The organism is Nocardioides sp. Z35_8 (assembly GCF_059621125.1).
On the sequence record NZ_JCAQIE010000006.1, the window covers coordinates 37,724 to 54,201 of the forward strand.

A 16,478-nucleotide genomic window follows, 5' to 3' on the forward strand; every position below is an offset into this window, starting at 1 on the left:
GTCAGGGCGGCGGTGGCGTCAGGACGGTGCTGTGGCTCCACGGTGCGTGGCTCCTCTCGGGTGGCGGTGACACCAGCCTAGGAACGGCGTCCGACAGGCGGACCGGGTTCCCACATGGTGGCACCGGCGCGTCGGGCGGCGAAATCACGACGGACGCGCTGGGGACGGGCCCTAGGCTGGAGTGGTGATCGAGTTCGACGACGTGCAGGACCTGGTCTCCCCCGTGGTGATCGCCGCCTTCGAGGGCTGGAACGACGCCGCCGACGCGGCGTCCGGTCTCGTGGACCACCTCATCGAGCAGTGGAGGGCCGAGGTCATCGGGGCCATCGACCCCGAGGAGTTCTACGACTTCCAGGTCAACCGCCCGATCATCAGCACCGACCCCCACGGCCACCGCCGGCTCAGCTGGCCCACCACCCGCATCGCCGTCGCCCGCCCGGCCGAGCTCGACCGCGACGTCATCCTGGTGCGCGGCATCGAGCCCAACATGAAGTGGCGCCAGTTCTGCGCCGAGCTGCTCGCCGCGTGCGACGACCTCGGCGCCGAGCTCGTCGTGACGCTCGGCGCCCTGCTCGCCGACACGCCGCACACCCGGCCCATCCCGGTCACCGGCACCGCGAGCGAGCCCGAGCTGGTCGACCGCCTCGCGCTCGAGCAGTCGACCTACGAGGGCCCGACCGGCATCGTCGGGGTCTTCAACGACGCCTGCACCCAGCTCGACATCCCGGCCGTCTCCTACTGGGCGGCGGTCCCCCACTACGTCGCCCAGCCGCCCTGCCCCAAGGCGACCCTCGCGCTGCTCGGCCAGCTCGAGGAGCTGCTCCAGGCCCCGATGCCCATCGGCGACCTCGCCGACGACGCCAAGGCGTGGGAGCGCGGTGTCGACGAGCTCGCCGCGGAGGACGAGGACGTCGCCGACTACGTCAGGGCGCTCGAGGAGACCCGTGACACCGCCGACCTCCCCGAGGCGTCCGGCGAGGCGATCGCCCGGGAGTTCGAGCGCTACCTCAAGCGCCGCGACACCGACTGACCCGACTGACCGGGCGCCGCCCGACCCGACGGGCCCCGCGCGCGGCGTACGTCAGAGCGACAGGCCGAGCGCGGCGTCGAGGAGGCGGTGCACGGTCGCCGCGGCCTCCGGGTCGGAGGTGTCGGCGAGCCCGGTGGTGCCGAGCGTCGACTCGACCCACTCCTGCACGGCGGCGACCGCCGACGGCGCGTCGAGGTCGTCGGCCAGCGCATCGAGGACGGCGGTGACGACGGACGCCGAGGGTGCGCCGGCGCCCAGCGCCAGTGCCCGGCGCCAGGTGCCGAGGGTGTCGACGGCGTCCCACAGCTGGTCGTCGGTCCACTCCCAGTCACTGCGGTAGTGGTGGCGCAGCAGCGCGAGGCGGATCGCCATCGGGTCGACGTCACTCCTGCGGAGCGCGGAGACGAAGACGAGGTTGCCGCGCGACTTCGACATCTTCTCGCCGTCGTAGGCGACCATGCCGGCGTGGGCGTAGGCCCGGGCGAACGGCTCACCGGGGTGCGCGACCTGGGCGTGACCCGCCGACATCTCGTGGTGCGGGAAGGCCAGGTCGCTGCCGCCGCCCTGGACGTCGAACGCGGCGCCGAGGTGGTCGAGCGCGATCGCGGAGCACTCGACGTGCCAGCCCGGTCGGCCCGGACCCCACGGGCTGTCCCACGAGGGCTCGCCCGGACGCTCGGCACGCCACAGCACGCAGTCGAGCGGGTCCTTCTTGCCCTCGCGGTCGGGGTCGCCGCCGCGTTCGGGGAAGATCGCGAGCATGGCGTCGCGGTCGAGGCGCGACACCGAGCCGAACGCGTCGTCGGCGCCGACCGAGAAGTAGAGGTCGTCCTCGACGCGGTAGACCGCGCCGGCCTCGTCGAGGCGCTGGATCAGCGCGATGACCTCGGGGATCGACTCGACCGCTCCGGTGTAGTGGGCCGGCGGCAGGACCCGCAGGGCCTCCATGTCCTCGCGGAACAGCTGGGTCTCGCGCAGGGCGAGATCTGCCCAGTCGACACCGACCTTCGCGGCGCGCTCGAGCAGCGGGTCGTCGACGTCGGTGACGTTCTGGACGTAGCTCACCTCGTGCCCGGCGTTGCGCCACGCACGGTTGAGCAGGTCGAAGCCCACGTAGGTGGCGGCGTGGCCCATGTGGGTGGCGTCGTAGGGGGTGATGCCGCAGACGTACATCCGCGCCGCACCGTCGGGCCGGGTCTCGACCAGGGAGTCGCTCGCCGTGTCGTGCACCCGCACGACGGGGCCCGTCACGGGCAGGATGGGAACGTCGGGGGACGACCAGGCGCGCATGCCGCGCAGCCTATCCGCCGGTCGTGAGCGGCCCGCGGCGCGCCTCGGTCGGGGCTGCTCGGCTCAGAACGGCGGCCAGGGGATGACGGGGTACGCCGACGACGCGGGGCCGGGGAACTCGCCCGCGGCGAGGAGCCGGGCGACCCGCCGCACGGTGGTCGCCACCTCGTCGTCGACCAGGAGGCCCGAGAGGACAGCCCCGAGCGCGCCGTCGAGCGCGGCGGCGAGTCGGCGCAGGCCGTCGGCCTCGTCGGGGCTGATCGGCTCGCCGACGAAGCCCCACAGCACGGTGCGCAGCTTGTGCTCCACGTGGAAGGTCAGCCCGTGGTCGACGCCGTGGCGGTGCCCGTCGGGCATGGGGAGGACGTGTCCGCCCTTGCGGTCGGCGTTGTTGACGACCACGTCGAAGAGCGCCATGCGGCGCAGGGGGTCGCTGTCCTCGTGCACCAGCGACACGGCCCGGTCGTGGGCGTCGAGGCCGTCGAAGACGTGGCGGTAGCCGGGCGGCACCTCCCCCTCGCCGACGATGTCGACGGGCGAGGCGTCAGGCACCTCGTCGCGCCACAGCTGCACCATGCCGGGCCCGTGCGGCCCCTCGCGCAGGACCGTGGGCGGCACGACGTCCCAGCCCAGCGCGTCCGAGACGGCGTACGCAGCCACCTCGCGCGCGGCCAGCGTGCCGTCGGGGAAGTCCCAGAGAGGCCGCTCCCCCGCGATCGGCTTGTAGACCACCCGCACGCCGTCGACCTCGCCGACGAAGGTCGCGTTGGAGGCCGGCAGCACCCGTCCGTGGAGCGTCAGCTCCCCGGTGGGGAAGCCCTCGGGCAGGTCAGGGATCACGGCGCCGGAAGCCGTTGGCACGCACGCACAGGTGCCCGTCCGGGTCGACGGGCTCCCCGCAGAACGGGCAGTCGGGGCGACCGGCGCCGATCACCGACAGCGCCCTCTCCACGAACGAACGGGCGGCGGCGGCGGTGAGGCGGACCAGGAAGATCTCCTCCGGATCGGGCTCGAGCAGCTCCTCGAGGCCCTCCTGGAGCTGCTCGGGCGAGACCACCGCGGCCTCGGTGAACGGGAACACCTCGATCACCACGCGCTCGGCGGCGCCGTCCCACGACAGCGTCATCGTGCCGGCGCGGAACTCCTCCTCGATCGGCTGCTCGAGGGGCTGGGTGTCGGTCATGTCCCGCGGGGCGATCGCCGGGATGAGCACGTCTCCCCCGACGGCCCGCATCAGCTCGTCGAGCAGCTCGTCGATGCGCTCGGCGAGCGCCTGCACCTGCTGCTTCTCCAGCGAGACGCTCACCAGCCGCGCGCCGTCACGCGCCTGGAGGAAGAACGTCCGCTGGCCGGGCTCGCCAACGGTGCCGGCGACGAAGCGCTCGGGCGGGTCGAAGCGGTGCACGACGGGCATGTCACTCACCCTAGGACCCGTCCGTCTGGGGGCCTGCGCCTCCACCCACCTCGGCGTCCGCGCGTCGGCCCCGCGGGGCTCGCCGTGACTTCGGCGGCGGGGTCAGCCAGGCGAGGTCGCCGGCATGGGTGTTGGTGCCGATGACGAAGGGACGCGACTCGGTGTAGCGCACGACCGACACCGAGGCCGGGTCGACGTGGATGCGCTGGAAGAGGTCGAGGTGGGTGCCCAGCGCGTCGGCGAGGATGGACTTGATGACGTCGCCGTGGCTCACCGCGACCCACACGGCGTCCTCGCCGTGCTCGGCCGCGACCCGCGCGTCGTGGCGCCGGACTGCGGCCACCGCTCGGTCCTGCATCGCCCGCATCGACTCCCCGCCCGGGAACGTCGCCGCCGACGGCTGGGCCTGGACGGTCGTCCAGAGCCTCTCCTTGGCGAGGTCCTTGAGGGGACGCCCCTGCCAGTCGCCGTAGTCGCACTCGGACAGCTGCTTGTCGGTGCCCGCGCGCAGCGGGCTCGCCTGGCGCCGGGTGATCTCGCGACACGTCTCGCGGCACCGCTCGAGCGGGCTGGTCACCGCCGCGGCGAGGCGTACGCCCGCCAACCGCTCGCCGACCGCGACCGCCTGCCGCAGTCCGGTCTCGTCGAGGTGGACGCCGGGCTGTCGTCCGGCCAGGACGCCGGTCGCGTTGGCCGTCGACCGGCCGTGGCGCACGAGGATCACGGTGGGCATGCACCCGAGGCTAGTGGGACTAGCCTCGAGGGGTGATCGTCGACAACGCGTACTACCACCAGGGCAGGCGGGTCCCGCTCGGCGGCGAGGACCAGAGCCTGGGCATCGCCCGGGTGCCGTGCGACTCCGGCGACTTCCAGTGGATCGGCATGCACGACCCGAGCCCCGAGGAGCTCGAGCGCGTCGCCAAGGAGTTCGACCTCCACCCGCTCGCGGTCGAGGACGCCGGCGACTCCCACCAGCGGCCCAAGCTCGAGCGCTACGGCGACACGTTGTTCCTCGTGCTCAAGACGCTGTGGTACGTCGACGAGGACGACGCGGTCGAGACCGGCGAGATCAACGTCTTCGTCGGCGCGGACTTCGTGGTGACCGTCCGCCACGGCCTGGGCCTCGACCTCGCCGACGCGCGCCGCGACCTCGAGCGCCGGGCGACCGTGCTCGAGCACGGGCCGATGGCGGTGCTCTACGCCATCTGCGACCGGGTCGTCGACGAGTACGAGCGCGTGGGCGCGTCGTTGGAGGAGGACGTCGACGAGGTCGAGGCCTCGGTGTTCTCCGCCATGCGCACCGACGACTCCTCCCGCATCTACGTCCTCAAGCGCGAGATCGCCGAGGTCCGGCGCGCCGTGCTCCCGCTCCGCGAGCCGATGCGCCAGCTCGAGGCGGGTGGCGACGACCGGATCACGGTCGAGACCGCCACCTACTTCCGCGACGTCGTCGACCACCTGCAACGCGTCGCCGAGGTGGTCGACAACCTCGACGCCCTGCTGTCGACGGCCTTCGACGCGCACACCGCCCGCATCTCGGTGCAGCAGAACGACGACATGCGCAAGATCTCCGCCGGGGCCGCGGTGATCGTGGTCCCCACCCTGATCGCCGGGATCTACGGGATGAACTTCACCCACATGCCCGAGCTGCAGTGGACCTACGGCTACCCGTTCGCGCTGCTGCTCATGGTCGGCTCCGCGATCGTTCTCATCGTCTGGTTCAAGCGGTCCGGCTGGCTGTGACCCGTCCGGTGACCCGACCCGGTCAGGCGGCCAGCACCCCGGCGCCGAGCAGGATCAGCGTGCCGGCGCCCAGCAGGATGCGGTAGACCACGAACGGCGTGTAGGAGCGGGTGCTGACGTAGCGCAGCAGCCAGGCGATGGCGGCGTAGCCGACGACGAAGGAGACGACCGTCGCGGTGAGGGTCGGTCCCCAGCCGAAGTCGTTGTGCCCGTGGGGGATCTCCTTCAGCTCGAACAGCCCGGCGCCGACGACGGCGGGGATGGCGAGCAGGAAGGCGAACCGGGTCGCGGCCTCGCGCTCGAAGCCGAGGAGGCGGCCCATCGAGATGGTGGCGCCGGAGCGGGAGACCCCGGGGATCAGGGCGAGCGCCTGGGCGCCCCCCATCAGCAGCGCGTCCTTGAGCGTCAGCTTGCGCAGCGGCCGGTCGGTGCGTCCGACGCGGTCGGCGACGCCCAGCACGACACCCATCACGATCAGCGTGCAGCCGATGATCCACAGGTTGCGGAAGTCGCGCTCGATGACGTCCTTGAGCAGCACGCCGAGGACCACGATCGGCAGGGAGCCGACGATGATGAACCAGCCCATCCGCGCGTCCAAGCTGCCGCGGTACTCGGCCTTGAACAGCGAGCGCACCCAGGCGTTGCCGATCCGCCAGATGTCCTTGCGGAAGTAGATGAGCACGGCCAGCTCGGTGCCGATCTGGATGACGGCGGTGAAGGCGGCTCCCGGGTCGCCCCAACCGAAGAGCTCGGGGTAGATGCGCAGGTGGGCGCTGCTCGAGATCGGGAGGAACTCGGTCAGTCCCTGGATCACGCCGAGGACCACGGCCTTGAGGAGATCGGTCACGGGGGACGAGCCTACGGGCGAGTCAGGTGTGATCCGCGCACCACCCGTGGCTACCCTCACCCCCATGCAGCAGCGTTCCCTCGGCGCGACCGGGCTCAAGGTCTCCCGGCTCGGCCTCGGCACCATGACCTGGGGCCGTGACACCGACGAGCACGAGGCACGCGACCAGCTCGTCGCGTTCGCCGAGGCCGGCGGCACCCTGCTCGACACGGCCGCCGGCTACGGCGACGGTGCGAGCGAGGAGCTCATCGGCACGCTCGTCGGCGACGTCGTCGCCCGTGCGGACCTGGTGCTCGCCACCAAGGCCGGCATCTCGCGCCGCACCGGCGAGCGGGTGACCGACACCTCGCGCGGCCACCTGCTGACCGCACTGGACGCCTCGCTCAAGCGGCTGCGCGTCGACCACGTCGACCTGTGGCAGGTCCACGTGTGGACCGACGAGACCCCGCTCGAGGAGACCCTCAGCGCCCTCGACCTCGCCGTCAGCTCCGGCCGGGCGTCCTACGTCGGGGTCTCCAACTACACCGGCTGGCAGACGGCCCAGGCCGCCACCTGGCAGCGCGCGGTCCCCGGGCGTACGCCACTGGCCTCCACCCAGGTGGAGTACTCGCTGCTCAACCGGCACGTCGAGCACGAGGTCGTGCCCGCGGCCCGGGCGCTCGGCCTCGGCGTGCTGCCCTGGTCGCCGCTGGGCCGTGGCGTGCTCACGGGCAAGTACCGCACCGGCACCCCGTCCGACTCCCGTGCCGCCACCGAGCACTTCGGCCGGTTCGTCGGCGCCTACCTCGACGAGCGGGCCCGCGGCATCGTCGAGGCCGTCGCCCGCGCCGCCGACGGACTGGGCTGGTCGCCGCTGGAGGTCGCCCTCGTCTGGGTGCGCGACCGCCCCGGGGTCACCGCACCGATCGTCGGCGCGCGCACCGCCGCCCAGCTCGACGGCGCTCTCGGCACCGAGGAGCTGACCCTGCCACCGGAGATCGTCGAGGCCCTCGACGACGTGTCCACCGACTGACGTCTCACCCCCCGCGAGAAGGGAGAGAAGACATGGCGAGGATCCAGCGCCGCCCGCCCGGGCGTGGTGTGGAGTGGGAGTTCGAGACGCTCGTGCTCCCCAAGGACTTCTCCCGCAACGTGGTGACCCGGGTGCTCGTGGAGCGGGCCGAGCACGGCGGCTGGGAGCTCGACCGGCTCCGCATCGGCAACGACGGCAAGCGCCGCGTGGTGCTGCGCCGCAAGATCATCCGCCAGCGGCTCACCCTCTTCGCCGGCTGACCCGACAGCACCGCGGACCTCGGTCCACGTCGATGGGGTCCGGACCCCATGTACGTCCCCCGACTCGGGTGGTCGACTCGAAGGGACGGGGCCACCCCGGACCCGGTGAGGGGACGACGCAGATGGCGACACGCAAGCACAGGCCGGCACTCGGGATCGTCGAGCTCGCGGTCGACCCGGCGGACGTGGACCGCGAGACCTACCCGGTGCGGATCCGGCTGACCCGGCCGCTGACGACCTACGAGGTGGACGGGCTGGCATCCGCCGAGCCCGGACTGCGGAGTGAGGGCGACGCGATCGTGCTGCCCGCCGCGCGGCTCGACGACGTCGCCCGCGAGGTCGACTCCTGGATCACGCGGCTCGAACAGGTGCAGGCGCGCGCCGACGAGCTGGAGGGCGGGACCCTGGTGGCCGACCACCGGCGGCTGGAGGAGCAGACGCGGCACGGCTCGCACCTGCGCAGCCAGCAGGTCGACGACCGCGGCCTGCACTGACGCGCGTCGTCGGAGCCACCAGCCCGACGAGCCCGGCACGCCCTTCACCGGCCCGCCGGCCGAGCGCAGGAGCACCGCGTACGGCTCGCCCACGGCCGCGAGCTCGCTCACGACGTGAGTCATCCCCTCGAACCCGCGCGGCACCCAGTCGAGGACGAAGCCGGAGCACAGGACCCCGGCCAGGGTGCCGGTCAGCGCCAGCACGCGCGCCAGCACGCGCGCGCCGGGTGGGCCGCCTGAGCCGGCGCCTCCTCCGGCCGTGGCCTCCCGGGGCCCCAGCGCGTAGTCCCGCGCCACCTGCCCACGGCGACCCCCGCGCCCAGCGCCACCACCGGAGGGCATCGCCGCGGACTCACCGTCGGCTCCGGGTCGGGCCCGGGCGTGCCGCGCAGGTCGAGGACCGGCAGGTCCCCGTCCGTCCGGATCCGGTCCCTCCCCCGTTGCGGTGGTGGTAGCCGGAGGAGAAGTTCGTGATCACCGAGAGCCCGGCCGAGGGCACCGCACGCTGGACCGACGCGAGCACGAAGTCGCGCTCGACGTCGACGTCCGCGTCGATGCGGTGCGTGAACTGCCCCGTGAAGAGCGAGGGTCCGACCCGGCGGTCGTAGGTGGCAGCGGCCAGCCAGTCGGCCCGGAACCCGCCCGGGAGCAACCAGCCGTCGAGGACGGAGGCGGAGTGCCTCCGGTCCTCTAAAGGCCCCTCCCCGTCGATGCCCCGCATCTGGTCAGGATCCACGAGGGACCCCCGGGCGACCAGAGTCTGTCGGGCTATCGTGGCAGGGTGCTCGCGGGACTGGTCGCTGCAGCAGGGGCCGCCTGGTGCTACGGCGTGTCCTCGATCCTCCAGGCGCTCGCCAGCCGCAGCGCCGCCCCGGTCGAAGGGCTGGACCCCCGGCTGCTGGTCCGACTGCTGCGAAACTGGCGGTACGTGCTGGGCGTCTGCCTCGACGGGCTCGGCTTCCTGCTCAGCCTGGTGGCGGTGCGCAGCCTCCCGCTCTTCGTCGTCCAGTCGGTGGTGGCGAGCTTCCTGGCGATCACCGCCATCCTCGGCGCCGTCTTCCTCCGGATGCCGTTGCGCCGGCTCGACAGGATCGGCTTGGTCGTCGTGGTCGCCGGCCTCGTGCTGGTCGGGGTCTCGGCGACCGAGGACCGCAGCGTGGACGTCAGCCGCGCCGAGCAGTGGGGGACGTTGGTCGCCGCCGTGCTCCTCGGGCTGGCGGCGGTCCCGCTGGCCCGGCTCCGCGGTGCGGCGGGCGCCACCGCCCTGGGCGCTGTCGCCGGCCTCGCGTACGGCGTCACCGCGGTGGCCTCCCGGATCCTCCCGGGCGACCTCTCCCCCGAGCACCTCCTCGACGAGGTCGGACCCCTGCTGCGTAGTCCGGCCACCTATGCGTTGGCGGTCGCCGGCGGGGTGGCCATGCTCACCTACTCGATCGCCCTGCAGCGCGGCAGCGTCACCCGGGCGACCGCGCCGCTGGTGGTCGGTGAGACGGTCGGGCCGGCGCTGGTCGGGCTCTTCCTCCTCGGCGACCAGACGCGGGCCGGCTGGGGACCGGTCGCCGCCGCCGGCTTCCTGCTCTCGGTCTGCGGTGCGGTCAGCCTGGCGCGGCACGGCGAGATGGAGGCACCCAGCGAGGAGGCCGCCAGCGTGCCGTAGTCCCCTTGCCGCACGCGATTCGCAACAAGGGGCCATCCGTGCGCCCCACCGGGCTCACCGACGAGAGCCCGCCGGCTGGCCGGGCGTGCCCTGCGAACTCGTCAGCCTCGGTCATGCGGCCGATCCGCGGACCGCCCCCACCCCGACGGCCGGCTCAGGTCGCGGCGGCCTCCGCGGCCGCGCGGAGCTCGCGCACCATGGCGTCGGGGTCGTCGGCGGAGTAGACGGCCGAGCCCGCGACGAAGACGTCGGCCCCGGCCTCGGCGCAGCGCTCGATGGTCTCCAGCGACACCCCGCCGTCCACCTGGAGCCAGGTCTCCACGCCATGCTTGCGCATGAGCGCGCGGGCGGTGCGGATCTTGGGCAGGCACAGGTCGAGGAACTTCTGCCCGCCGAAGCCGGGCTCCACGGTCATCACGAGCACCATGTCGAGCTCGGGCAGCAGCGCCTCGTAGGGCTCGATCGGCGTCGCCGGATTGAGCGCCATCGCCGCGCGGGCGCCCTGCGCCCGGATCTCGCGGGCGAGCCGCACCGGCGCCCGCGTCGCCTCGACGTGGAAGGTGACCGACGCGCAGCCCGCCTCGGCGTACGCCGGCGCCCACCGGTCGGCGTCCTCGATCATCAGGTGCGCGTCGAGGGGCTGGCTCGCGTGTCGGCCGAGCGCCTCGACGACCGGCAGGCCGAGCGTGAGGTTGGGGACGAAGTGATTGTCCATCACGTCGACGTGGACCCAGTCGGCGCTGGGGATCCGGGCGACCTCGTCGGCGAGGCGCGACAGGTCGGCGTTGAGGATGCTCGGCGTGATCTGGATGCCCACGGGACGAGCCTAGTGACTACGCCGGGCCGCACGGTCCCGGGTCGTCCCCGACCCGTGGGGGCCGTGGCGATCGACTGCTCCCGGGCGGGCATCGTGGTGGCGCTGCCCGGCGACGCACCACCGCCCTGGAGGCGTGGCCAGGAGGCGAGTCCTCACGTAGGGTCGCCCGCCATGAGCTCGGCTGCCCGCGACGCCCGGGACCGCGTGTTCACGCGACGTGAGTACATGGTCTACCGCGCGGTCATGGCCGGCGCACCCGCGCTGCAGGCGACCGCGGCGGTCTCCTCCACGGCGCTCGACCACCCCGACTGGGACATGGACGAGACGATGACGTGGGCCCAGTGGGAGGCCCACGTCCGTCGCGTCAGGGCAGCGGGTCGGCGCTCGCCCACGACCCGCTGACGGACGTCAGGCCGCCGCGGTCGGTGGGGCTGGGGACTACGCGTCCTCGGGCTCGGGAGGCGCCTCCGCGCCCGCGGCCTCGTCGCGGTCGGCCCACGCCAGCAGGGGCGCGATGTCGAAGGGGTGGTCGTCGATGTCGGCGTGGAGGTCACCGATCTCGGCGAACCGCGCGGGCATCGTGAAGAGGGTGAAGTCGTCGGGCACGCAGTCGTCGACCTCGTCCCACCGGACCGGCGCGGAGACGCGCGCCTCCGGCACGCCACGCACCGAGTAGGCGGCGGCGATCGTGTGGTCGCGGGCGTTCTGGTTGTAGTCGACGAAGAGCTGCGAGGGGTCGCGATCCTTGCGCCACCACGCGGTGGTGACCTCTCCCCCGGCGCGCCGCTCGACCTCCCGCGCGAACGCCAGCGCGCCACGCCGTACGTCCTGGAAGCCGTGGTCGGGTGAAATCCGCACGTACACGTGCATCCCGGACCCGCCACTGGTCTTGGGGAAGCCGACGGCGCCGAGCTCGTCGAGCACCTCGTGGGCCACGTGGGCGACCCGTTGCACCACCTCCCAGGGGCACTCCGGGCCGGGGTCGAGGTCGATGCGCCACTCGTCGGGCTTCTCGGTGTCGGAGCGCCGGCTGTTCCACGGATGGAACTCGACGGTCGACATCTGCACCGCCCAGATCACGCTGCCCAGCTCGGTCACGCACAGCTCGTCGGCCGTGCGCTTCCAGCGCGGGAAGAACAGCTGCACCGTCTCGACCCAGTCCGGGGCGCCGGCCGGCAGCCGCTTCTGATGCACCTTGTCGCCGGCCAGGCCCTTGGGGAAGCGGTGCAGCATGCACGGGCGCTCGAGGAGTGCGTTGACGATACCGTCGCCCACGGCGAGGTAGTACTCGACGAGGTCGAGCTTGGTCGCCCCCTGGGGCGCGGCCGAGGTGGGCGGGAAGTAGACGCGGTCGGGGTTGGTGACCTTGACGACGCGGTCGTCGACCTCGATCTCGGTGAACGGCGACGGCACGTCAGGAGCCTAGCCGGGACGGGCGCCTCCGGCGCGCTACTGCGAGGTGAGGGGCTCCGACGCGGGCTCGGGCTGCTGCTCCCCCGGCTGGCCACCGCCGTTGCCCTGGCCGCCGCCCTGACCCTGGCCGCCGCCCTGACTCTGGCCGCCTGCCTGGCCCTCGGGGCCGTCCTGCGGCGCGACGCTGACCGTCACGGTGTCCGACCAGCCCTCGTCGGCGTACTGGCTCTCGGGGCGGTGCCAGCGGTAGTCGGTGGTCGCCGAGACGGGGACGACGACGCGCGAGACCGCGTCGCGGCCGGCGAGGACGGGCTTGCCGACCGGGGCCCACTGGCCGCCCGGCGAGCGGGACTCGAGCACGAGCGGGTCGCCGGTCAGGCGTCCGGAGGCGTCGGTGACGCGTCCGGTGAGCTCGACCTCCTGGCCCGCCTGCACCTGCTGCCTGCCGGCGGCCACGGTGGTCGTGAGGGAGACGCCCTCGAAGTCGAGGGTGGACCCGGAGGCGCGCACGGCGTCGAGGTTGAACGCCCGGCCGTCGCAGCCGAAGCCGGTGATCGCGAAGCCCGGGCCGTCACCGTGCTCGGCGGCGAAGCCCGCGGGCGTCGCCGTCCCGGCGCGGTCGAGCACCCTGCCGGAGGCCAGGTCGACCAGCGCCCAGTCGTAGGTGGTCGCGGAGGTCGACACGGTCGTCCACCCCCCGGGCGGCGCAGAGAGCGCGGCCCGGCCGCGCCAGGCGGTGCCCCGGGGGCTCTGCCGGGTGACGGCCATGACCCACGAGACGCCGGAGCTGCCGCCCGTCGCCGCGACCGCGACCGAGGAGTCGAGGCGGGCCAGCGACGGGAACGATGCGTAGGGCCCGGAGGCGCTGCCCCCGCCGGCCGGGACGAGACCCAGCGAGCGGCGACCGAGCGGAGCGGCGTAGGGACCGAGGTTGATGCGGGAGCCGGGCGCGGCCGCGTCGGCCATGAGGTCGTCGCAACGGACGTAGGTGAGGTAGAGATCGGGGTCGCCCGTGGCGGGACCCGACAGCGTGTGGGAGCCGCCCTCGGCGCCGGCGGGACCGGACAGGGACGTCCCCAGCGTCACCGCCACGGCGGTGGCGGCGACGGCCCCCCAGATCCTGCGCACCCGCATGTCCCCTGCTCTCGTGCCACGGCACGCCCTTGGCGGTGCGCCGAGCTTGTGTCCCATCATGCGCGTCCGTCACGCGGATGGGAACCTTCCGGGTCTCGAAGTCACCCCGATGGTGACCCGCCCCGGGCCGTTCGGCCGGAGCCCGATCGCGCTCGCTAGGTTGTCGCCATGCCACTGCGGGGAGAGGACCTTGCCCGCCATCCCGTACGCCGGATCGAGGCGCGCGGTGACCACGAGCTCGCTCCCGGCCGCTATCCCGCCTCCGTCCCCGCCGTCGCCCAGGTGATGAACGAGGGGCTCGACCTGGGGCCGGGAGTCACCTTCCTCGTCGGCGAGAACGGCTCGGGCAAGTCGACCCTGGTCGAGGCAGTGGCCGTGGCGTTCGGGCTCTCGCCTGAGGGCGGCAGCACCCACAGCCGGCACTCGACACGGCCCACCGAGTCGCCGCTCAGCGACGCGCTCCAGCTGGTGCGTGGCGCCGGGGCGAGCAGGTGGGGCTTCTTCCTGCGGGCCGAGACGATGCACGGGTGGTACTCCTACGTCGAGGACCTCGGCGGCGACATCGCGTTCCACGAGATGAGCCACGGCGAGTCGTTCCTGGCCGTGCTGGAGTCGCGGTTCACCGGGCCGGGGTTCTTCTGCCTCGACGAGCCGGAGGCCGCCCTGTCGTTCTCCTCGACGCTGGGCCTGGTCGCGGCCCTGCAGCGGGTGGTCGCGCGACGCGGTCAGGTGCTGTGCGCGACGCACTCACCCGTGCTGGCCGCCATGCCCGGGGCGCGGATCCTGGAGGCCGGGCCGTGGGGGCTGCGCGAGGCGGCCTGGGACGAGCTCGAGGTGGTGGAGCACTGGCGTCGCTACCTCGCCGACCCGTGGGCCTACCTGCGGCACCTCCAGGACGACTGAGGTCCGCGTCCGGTCAGTCCCTGTCGGACCAGGCCCGGCGCCGCAGGGTGGAGGCGAACATCGCGTCGGTGCCGTCGCGGTGCGGCCAGAGCTGGAAGCGGTCGACCTCGTCGGCGTCGGCGCGTCGGGCGAGCACCGAGCGCACCACCTCGGTGGTCTCGGCGACGACGGGCGAGCAGGTCGCGTAGACCACCACGCCGCCGGGTCGCACCGACTCCAGCGCGGCGTCGAGCAGCGCCTGCTGGAGGCCCGCCAGGTCCGCGACGTCGTCGGGCCGTCGCCGCCAGCGCGACTCGGGTCGGCGTCGGAGCGCGCCCAGCCCGGAGCAGGGGGCGTCGACGAGCACGCGGTCGAAGGTGCCCGGCACCCACGCCGGCCGGACGCCGTCGCCGGCGACCACGTGTGCGGTCCCGTCGGGCAGTGCCCGCAGGGCCGACGCGACGAGCGCCGCACGGTGGGGCTGGCGCTCGTTGGCGAGGAGCACGGCTCCGCGTCGAGCGGCGAGGGCGCCGAGCAGCGCCGACTTGCCGCCGGGGCCGGCGCACAGGTCGAGCCAGCGGGAGTCGCGGCCCTCCAGCGGAGCGTCGGCGAGGGCGATCGCGACGAGCTGGGACCCCTCGTCCTGCACGCCGGCGCGGCCCTCGGCGACGGCCGGGACGGCACCCGGGTCGCCACCGGTCATCGTGACGGCGTAGGGCGAGCGTCCGGTGCGGGTGCCGCCGGCGGCCTCGAGCTCCTCGACGCTCGCCAGGCCGGGTCGGGCGACGAGGGTGACCCGCGGGGCCGCGTTGTCGGCCTCGAGCAGCGCGTCGAGCTCGTCGTCGGAGCCGAGCGCCTCGGCCAGCGCGTCGACCACCCAGCGGGGATGGGAGCGGGCCACGGCGAGGTGGCCGTGCGGGTCGGTCGCCGCATCGGGCGCGACCTCGGCGACCCACCCGGCGAGGTCGCGGCGGCTGACGGTGCGCAGCACGGCGTTGACCAGCCCCGCCGGGCCCTGGCCCACGCTCGCCCGGACGAGGTCGACGCTGGTGGAGATCGCGGCGTGGTCGGGCACCCGCATGGAGAGCAGCTGGTGCGTGCCGAGCCGCAGCACGTCGCGCACCTCGGGCTGCAGGCGCGGACGGGTGAGGCAGGCGTCGATGACGGCGTCGTAGAGCCCGTGCATCCGGATGGCGCCCGACGCCAGCTCGGTGGCCAGGCCGGCGTCGCGGCCGTCGAGTCCGTGCTTGCGCAACACCTGGGGCAGCACGAGGTTGGCGTACGCGTCGTCCACGCGCACGGCGGTCAGGACGTCGAGCGCGGCACGGCGCGCCTTGTCGACCGGCCGGCGTCGGCTAGTCACCGAGGTGCTCCCGCACCAGCTTCCTGGGCGCCTTGGCGGCCCAGGCGTCGGTGATGATCTCCTCCAGCTCGTCGCGGTCGATCTCCCCGAGCCGCGAGAGCCGCACCAGCACGGCGCTGTGGCCGCGGAAGTGGTCGATGGTGAAGAACGGGGTCGACTCGTCCGCGACGAGCGCGTTCTTCTCGACCTCGGTCGGGGTCGTGATGACCACCAGGTCGTCCCACATCTCGCCGGTCTCGGGGTCGACCGCCGTCTTGTGCGGTGCCCGGTAGAGCACGAAGCCCTTGCCCTTCTCGCCGCGAGGGACCTTCCAGGTCGGCCGGTCGCCCCACGAGATCCCCAGCTCGGTCTCCGGCAGGCCGCCGCAGATCACGTCGACGTCCTCGGGGCAGGCCGGCCTGGTCACGACGGCACGTCCGCCTCGCCAAGCGTCGCCCCGGACTGCAGGCGTACGCCCCGGGCCCAGTCGGCCGCGGACATCTGCTTCTTGCCGAAGGCCTTGACCTGGCCCAGCTCGACCGGCGTGGTGGCGGTGCCGACGAAGACGGCGTTCTTGGTGACCTCGAGGACGCCGGGAGCCAGTGCGTCCCGATCGACCGGGCGGACGGGGCCGAGCTTGATGCGCTCGCCCTCGTACGTGCTCCACGCGCCCGGCGCGGGGTCGCACGCGCGCACCTGGCGGTCGATGGCGACGGCGGGGTGGGTCCAATCGACCCGGGCGTCCTCGACCAGGATCTTGGGCGCGAACGAGACGCCGTCCTCGGGCTGCTCACGCGCCTCGAGGGTGCCGTCCTCGATCCCGTCGAGGGTCTGCACCAGCAGTCCGGCGCCGCCCTCCGCGAGCCGGGCGAGGAGGTCGCCCGCCGTGTCGGTCGGGCGGATCCGCTCGGTCATCACCCCGAAGACGGGTCCGGCGTCGAGCGCCTTGACGATGCGGAACGTCGTGGCGCCGGTGACCTCGTCACCGGCCCAGAGCGAGTGCTGCACCGGCGGGGCGCCGCGCCCAGAAGGGAGCAAAGAGAAAGGGAGGGTGATCCCCCCCTGCGGCACCAAGTCGAGCGCCGACTTCGGAAGCAGGGAACCATCGGCCACCACAGGGGACGCGTCTGGGCGCAACGCAGC

The 16,478-nt window shown here is 73.6% G+C and carries 20 protein-coding genes; 8 read left to right on the plus strand and 12 right to left on the minus strand.

What is annotated here, in order from left to right; translation table 11 throughout:
• Nucleotides 1–184: 184 nt before the first annotated feature.
• Complete coding sequence (locus tag AC54T2_RS19315; protein WP_489976948.1) at nucleotides 185–1,030, plus strand: PAC2 family protein; 846 nt, start codon at nucleotides 185–187, stop codon at nucleotides 1,028–1,030.
• A gap of 51 nt (nucleotides 1,031–1,081) precedes the next feature.
• Here the strand turns inward: AC54T2_RS19315 and mshC are convergent, their stop codons facing one another.
• The 4 genes from mshC to AC54T2_RS19335 all read right to left on the minus strand — a co-directional run bounded on the left by mshC (nucleotide 1,082) and on the right by AC54T2_RS19335 (nucleotide 4,467).
• Nucleotides 1,082–2,320: a cysteine--1-D-myo-inosityl 2-amino-2-deoxy-alpha-D-glucopyranoside ligase gene (gene mshC / locus AC54T2_RS19320; protein ID WP_496666979.1), complete on the minus strand. Its 1,239-nt coding sequence runs from the start codon at nucleotides 2,318–2,320 to the stop codon at nucleotides 1,082–1,084.
• Nucleotides 2,321–2,383: 63 nt separating this feature from the next.
• Nucleotides 2,384–3,160: an SCO1664 family protein gene (locus tag AC54T2_RS19325; protein ID WP_489976950.1), complete on the minus strand. Its 777-nt coding sequence runs from the start codon at nucleotides 3,158–3,160 to the stop codon at nucleotides 2,384–2,386.
• Nucleotides 3,150–3,734 carry a DUF3090 domain-containing protein gene (locus AC54T2_RS19330; RefSeq protein WP_186342137.1) on the minus strand — a complete coding sequence of 195 codons (585 nt, stop codon included), beginning with the start codon at nucleotides 3,732–3,734 and terminating at the stop codon, nucleotides 3,150–3,152. The genes AC54T2_RS19325 and AC54T2_RS19330 overlap by 11 nt, the downstream gene beginning before the upstream one ends.
• A 10-nt stretch (nucleotides 3,735–3,744) precedes the next feature.
• Nucleotides 3,745–4,467, minus strand: a complete 723-nt coding sequence (locus AC54T2_RS19335; RefSeq protein WP_186342136.1) for a histidine phosphatase family protein — start codon at nucleotides 4,465–4,467, stop codon at nucleotides 3,745–3,747.
• A gap of 32 nt (nucleotides 4,468–4,499) precedes the next feature.
• Here AC54T2_RS19335 and corA point away from each other — a divergent pair, with 32 nt between their 5' ends.
• Entirely contained in the window at nucleotides 4,500–5,477 is a 978-nt protein-coding gene (gene corA / locus AC54T2_RS19340; RefSeq protein WP_489976951.1) for a magnesium/cobalt transporter CorA, read from the plus strand.
• A gap of 22 nt (nucleotides 5,478–5,499) precedes the next feature.
• Here corA and AC54T2_RS19345 read toward each other — a convergent pair whose 3' ends face one another.
• Nucleotides 5,500–6,324: an undecaprenyl-diphosphate phosphatase gene (locus tag AC54T2_RS19345; protein ID WP_241005401.1), complete on the minus strand. Its 825-nt coding sequence runs from the start codon at nucleotides 6,322–6,324 to the stop codon at nucleotides 5,500–5,502.
• Nucleotides 6,325–6,388: 64 nt separating this feature from the next.
• Here AC54T2_RS19345 and AC54T2_RS19350 point away from each other — a divergent pair, with 64 nt between their 5' ends.
• From AC54T2_RS19350 to AC54T2_RS19360, 3 genes are all read left to right on the plus strand, one after another.
• On the plus strand, nucleotides 6,389–7,336 hold the full coding sequence (locus AC54T2_RS19350) for an aldo/keto reductase (RefSeq protein ID WP_186342133.1): 948 nt from the start codon (nucleotides 6,389–6,391) through the stop codon (nucleotides 7,334–7,336).
• A gap of 32 nt (nucleotides 7,337–7,368) precedes the next feature.
• Nucleotides 7,369–7,596, plus strand: coding sequence for a DUF5703 family protein (locus AC54T2_RS19355; RefSeq protein WP_179620627.1), 228 nt, complete (start codon nucleotides 7,369–7,371; stop codon nucleotides 7,594–7,596).
• Between the two features lie 122 nt (nucleotides 7,597–7,718).
• Nucleotides 7,719–8,090: a hypothetical protein gene (locus AC54T2_RS19360; protein WP_186342132.1), complete on the plus strand. Its 372-nt coding sequence runs from the start codon at nucleotides 7,719–7,721 to the stop codon at nucleotides 8,088–8,090.
• A gap of 352 nt (nucleotides 8,091–8,442) precedes the next feature.
• Here the strand turns inward: AC54T2_RS19360 and AC54T2_RS19365 are convergent, their stop codons facing one another.
• Entirely contained in the window at nucleotides 8,443–8,811 is a 369-nt protein-coding gene (locus AC54T2_RS19365; protein WP_496666980.1) for an LssY C-terminal domain-containing protein, read from the minus strand.
• Nucleotides 8,812–8,871: 60 nt separating this feature from the next.
• Between AC54T2_RS19365 and AC54T2_RS19370 the strand changes: the two genes are divergently transcribed.
• Complete coding sequence (locus AC54T2_RS19370) at nucleotides 8,872–9,747, plus strand: hypothetical protein (protein WP_496666981.1); 876 nt, start codon at nucleotides 8,872–8,874, stop codon at nucleotides 9,745–9,747.
• 154 nt (nucleotides 9,748–9,901) lie between these two features.
• On the opposite strand, the gene rpe is transcribed toward AC54T2_RS19370, so the two are convergent.
• Complete coding sequence (gene rpe / locus AC54T2_RS19375; protein WP_186342130.1) at nucleotides 9,902–10,564, minus strand: ribulose-phosphate 3-epimerase; 663 nt, start codon at nucleotides 10,562–10,564, stop codon at nucleotides 9,902–9,904.
• A 171-nt stretch (nucleotides 10,565–10,735) separates the two neighbouring features.
• Between rpe and AC54T2_RS19380 the strand changes: the two genes are divergently transcribed.
• On the plus strand, nucleotides 10,736–10,966 hold the full coding sequence (locus AC54T2_RS19380; protein ID WP_186342129.1) for a hypothetical protein: 231 nt from the start codon (nucleotides 10,736–10,738) through the stop codon (nucleotides 10,964–10,966).
• Between the two features lie 36 nt (nucleotides 10,967–11,002).
• Here AC54T2_RS19380 and ligD read toward each other — a convergent pair whose 3' ends face one another.
• Together ligD and AC54T2_RS19390 are read right to left on the minus strand one after the other, a co-directional pair.
• Nucleotides 11,003–11,977, minus strand: coding sequence for a non-homologous end-joining DNA ligase (gene ligD / locus AC54T2_RS19385; RefSeq protein ID WP_186342128.1), 975 nt, complete (start codon nucleotides 11,975–11,977; stop codon nucleotides 11,003–11,005).
• Nucleotides 11,978–12,013: 36 nt separating this feature from the next.
• On the minus strand, nucleotides 12,014–13,111 hold the full coding sequence (locus AC54T2_RS19390; protein ID WP_496666982.1) for a hypothetical protein: 1,098 nt from the start codon (nucleotides 13,109–13,111) through the stop codon (nucleotides 12,014–12,016).
• A gap of 168 nt (nucleotides 13,112–13,279) precedes the next feature.
• Between AC54T2_RS19390 and AC54T2_RS19395 the strand changes: the two genes are divergently transcribed.
• Nucleotides 13,280–14,014, plus strand: a complete 735-nt coding sequence (locus AC54T2_RS19395) for an AAA family ATPase (protein WP_186342126.1) — start codon at nucleotides 13,280–13,282, stop codon at nucleotides 14,012–14,014.
• A gap of 13 nt (nucleotides 14,015–14,027) precedes the next feature.
• Here the strand turns inward: AC54T2_RS19395 and AC54T2_RS19400 are convergent, their stop codons facing one another.
• From AC54T2_RS19400 to AC54T2_RS19410, 3 genes are read right to left on the minus strand one after another with little or no spacing between them, the layout of a single operon-like run.
• Nucleotides 14,028–15,356 carry an RsmB/NOP family class I SAM-dependent RNA methyltransferase gene (locus AC54T2_RS19400; RefSeq protein WP_496666983.1) on the minus strand — a complete coding sequence of 443 codons (1,329 nt, stop codon included), beginning with the start codon at nucleotides 15,354–15,356 and terminating at the stop codon, nucleotides 14,028–14,030.
• Nucleotides 15,349–15,762 (minus strand): MmcQ/YjbR family DNA-binding protein, encoded by a 414-nt coding sequence (locus AC54T2_RS19405; RefSeq protein WP_496666984.1) that lies wholly within the window; start codon nucleotides 15,760–15,762, stop codon nucleotides 15,349–15,351. The genes AC54T2_RS19400 and AC54T2_RS19405 overlap by 8 nt, the downstream gene beginning before the upstream one ends.
• Complete coding sequence (locus AC54T2_RS19410) at nucleotides 15,759–16,472, minus strand: methionyl-tRNA formyltransferase (protein ID WP_496666986.1); 714 nt, start codon at nucleotides 16,470–16,472, stop codon at nucleotides 15,759–15,761. The genes AC54T2_RS19405 and AC54T2_RS19410 overlap by 4 nt, the downstream gene beginning before the upstream one ends.
• Between the last annotated feature and the right edge of the window lie 6 nt (nucleotides 16,473–16,478).

Excerpts from the sequence above, each read along its gene's own strand:
- AC54T2_RS19350 (WP_186342133.1), top strand. The coding sequence starts at position 6,389 with ATGCAGCAGCGTTCCCTCGGCGCGACCGGGCTCAAGGTCTCCCGGCTC.
- AC54T2_RS19380 (WP_186342129.1), top strand. The coding sequence starts at position 10,736 with ATGAGCTCGGCTGCCCGCGACGCCCGGGACCGCGTGTTCACGCGACGT.
- AC54T2_RS19390 (WP_496666982.1), bottom strand. The coding sequence starts at position 13,111 with ATGCGGGTGCGCAGGATCTGGGGGGCCGTCGCCGCCACCGCCGTGGCG.
- AC54T2_RS19360 (WP_186342132.1), top strand. The coding sequence starts at position 7,719 with ATGGCGACACGCAAGCACAGGCCGGCACTCGGGATCGTCGAGCTCGCG.
- AC54T2_RS19395 (WP_186342126.1), top strand. The coding sequence starts at position 13,280 with ATGCCACTGCGGGGAGAGGACCTTGCCCGCCATCCCGTACGCCGGATC.
- AC54T2_RS19330 (WP_186342137.1), bottom strand. The coding sequence starts at position 3,734 with ATGCCCGTCGTGCACCGCTTCGACCCGCCCGAGCGCTTCGTCGCCGGC.
- AC54T2_RS19335 (WP_186342136.1), bottom strand. The coding sequence starts at position 4,467 with ATGCCCACCGTGATCCTCGTGCGCCACGGCCGGTCGACGGCCAACGCG.
- AC54T2_RS19365 (WP_496666980.1), bottom strand. The coding sequence starts at position 8,811 with ATGCGGGGCATCGACGGGGAGGGGCCTTTAGAGGACCGGAGGCACTCC.
- AC54T2_RS19355 (WP_179620627.1), top strand. The coding sequence starts at position 7,369 with ATGGCGAGGATCCAGCGCCGCCCGCCCGGGCGTGGTGTGGAGTGGGAG.
- mshC (WP_496666979.1), bottom strand. The coding sequence starts at position 2,320 with ATGCGCGCCTGGTCGTCCCCCGACGTTCCCATCCTGCCCGTGACGGGC.